Genomic DNA, 2,285 nt, shown 5'->3' with positions numbered 1-2,285 from the left:
CATGACCGTCCTGAACATCGTCCTGCCCATCTTCCTGGTCGTCGGCCTGGGCTACGCCCTGCGCCGCCTGCGCTTCGTCACCGCCGAGGGCAACGCCGTGCTGACGCGGCTGGTCTTCTACGTGGCGGCGCCGGTGCTGCTGGTGCGCGGCGCCGCCGGCACCTCGCTGCGCAGCAGCCTCGACCCGCGCGTCCTGGGCGTCTTCATCGCCGTGAGCGTGCTGGTCGCGGCCGTCACCTACGCGCTGGCCTTCCGGTCCCGCGCCTCGCGGCGCGGCGTCTTCGCGCAGGGCTCCCACCGCAGCAACATGGTCTTCGTGGGGCTGCCGCTGGTCATGAACGCCTTCGGCGAGGAGGCCGTCGGCCAGGTCTCGGTGCTGGTGGGCGCGATGGTCGTGGTCTACAACGTGCTGTCGATCGTGGTGCTGACCCTCCCCCACCACAGCGGGGGGCCGGGACGGCGGGTGGACCTGGCCGGCATGCTGAAGCGCATCGCGGTCAACCCGCTGGCGCTGGGCAGCGCGACCGGCATCGTCCTGTCGGCGATCGGCGTCGCGATCCCGGCGACGCTGGGCGGCGCCATGGACCTCGTGGGCGGCACCGCCCTGCCGCTGGCGCTGATCTCGGTCGGCGCGGGGCTGGACCTGGACCGCCTGCGCCGGGAGTTCGCCGGCGCCGCGACGACGTGCGTCCTGAAGCTCGGCCTCTACCCGGCGCTCGTCTACGTCGGCCTGCGCGCCCTCGGGCTCGAAGGCGTCGCCCTGCAGGCGCCGGTCCTGCTGGCCGCCACGCCCACCGCCGTGGTAAGCTACGTCATGGCGCAGGAGATGCAGGGCGACGAACAGCTCGCCGGCGCCATGGTCATCGGCACCACGCTGCTCTCGCTGCCGACGAGCATCCTGTGGTTGCTGCTGCTCGGGGTCTGACCGCCGCCGCCGCACGCGGTGGAGTGCGGGGGATGGCTTGGAGACCGGCCGACGCGACTTCCTGAAGCTGATCGCCGCCGCGGCGGCCGCCGGCGCGCTGCCGGCGCGGGCCGGCTCCTCCGCGCCCGGCGCCGTGCCCCCGCCGTCCCGCCCCGATATCCTGGTGATCATGGCCGACGACCACCGGCACGACGCCCTCGGCTGCGCCGGCCACCCCTACGTGCGGACGCCCGCCCTGGACCGGGTCGCGGCCGGCGGCGTCCGCTTCACGAACGCCTTCGTGACGACGTCGCTGTGCAGCCCATCGCGCGCCAGCTACCTGACCGGGCGCTACCCGCACCAACACGGCATCGCCACGAACGCCGGCCGGCCGCTGAGGCCCGGCAACCCCACCTACCCCGAACTGCTGCAGGCGGCCGGCTACGAGACGGCATTCTGGGGCAAGTGGCACCTGGGCCCCTTCCCGCGCCCCCTCTCCCAGCCCGGGTTCGATCACTGGACCGTGTTGAACGGTCAGGGTTCCTACGCGCCCAACGACCTCATCGTCGACGGGGAGGTCGTCCACGAGGACCGTTACATCACCGATGCCTTGACCGCGCGGGCCCTGGAGTTCCTGGAGCGCCCCCACGAGAAGCCCCTGCTGATGGTGCTGAGCCACAAGGCGGCGCACGCGCCCTTCGTGCCGGCCGCTCGCCACGCCGATCTCTACGCGGGCGAGAATCCCGATCTTTTCTGGGCTCCGGACGAGGACATGTCGCAGAAGGCGGTCGGCACGGAGCAGGCGCTCTACGGGTCTTATCGCGATACGGTCCTGGACTACTACCGCTGCCTGGCCGCCGTCGACGAGAGCGTGGCCGCCCTGGACGCCGCTCTGGAGAGGTCGGGACGTCGGGACGACACGCTGGTGATCTACACCAGCGACAACGGGTTCCTGCTCGGCGAGCACGGCGGGCTGTGGGACAAGCGGCGCGCCTACGAGCCCGCCATCCGTGTGCCGCTGCTGGTACGGTGGCCGCGCGCCCTGTCGGTCGGCGGCCACTGCGCCGAACTGGTCCTGAACATCGACCTGCTGCCGTCCCTGCTCGAGGCCGCCGGCGTGAAGTCGCCGCCCGGCGTGCAGGGTCGCTCCTGGCTGCCGGTCGCCCGCGGTGCGCCCGGCCGCGATGCCTTCCTCTACGAGTACTTCCAGGACGATGGCCCGGTCGGTTCGCTGGTCGCCGTACGCACGAGGCGCTGGAAGTACATCGTGCCCCTCGACCAGCACGGCGGCCGCAACGCGCGCCGGCCGGTGGAACTGTACGACCTCGCCGCCGATCCCGGCGAGCTGCGCAACCTCGCCGGCGACCCCGCGTTCGCGGCG

Annotated in this window: 2 protein-coding genes; both read left to right on the top strand. The window is 72.7% G+C overall.

Annotation, left to right across the window (positions count from 1 at the left end):
- Window positions 1-925, top strand: a 925-nt coding sequence (locus tag Q7W29_01060) for an AEC family transporter (GenBank protein MDO9170405.1), incomplete at its 5' end; no start/stop codon positions are given.
- A gap of 37 nt (window positions 926-962) precedes the next feature.
- A partial coding sequence (locus Q7W29_01055; GenBank protein MDO9170404.1) for a sulfatase occupies window positions 963-2,285 on the top strand: 1,323 nt, incomplete at its 3' end.

This window comes from bacterium (assembly GCA_030654305.1).
In the GTDB taxonomy this organism is placed as follows: Bacteria; Krumholzibacteriota; Krumholzibacteriia; order LZORAL124-64-63; family LZORAL124-64-63; genus PNOJ01.
This window is presented reverse-complemented; position numbering and strand designations above follow the sequence as displayed.